At 50.8% G+C, this 307-nt stretch carries 1 protein-coding gene; it reads left to right on the top strand.

Annotated elements, in window-relative coordinates; translation table 11 throughout:
* A partial coding sequence (locus ACQRBH_RS17400; RefSeq protein ID WP_427762715.1) for a VirB6/TrbL-like conjugal transfer protein, CD1112 family occupies window positions 1–307 on the top strand: 307 nt, incomplete at both ends.

Genomic DNA, 307 nt, shown 5'->3' with positions numbered 1-307 from the left:
TGATGTGGGAGCCACCCCGCAGGCGTGGAACAGCGGCATTTTCAATATGCTGCAAAACCTGTCCGAAACGGTGGTGCTGCCCATTGCAGCGGCCATCCTTGCCTGTGTCATGTGCATGGAACTGATACAGATGATAACCGAGAAAAACAATATGCACGACTTTGACAGCTCCATGTTCTTCCGCTGGATTTTCAAGTCTGCGTTTGCCATTCTCATTGTCAGCAACACATGGAACATCGTCATGGGCATTTTTGACGCCACCCAGAGCGTCGTCAATCAAAGCGCCGGTGTGATTATCGGAGAAACG

Source organism: Bariatricus sp. SGI.161 (assembly GCF_050313695.1).
Lineage (GTDB): Bacteria > Bacillota > Clostridia > Lachnospirales > Lachnospiraceae > JAFBIX01.
This window is presented reverse-complemented; position numbering and strand designations above follow the sequence as displayed.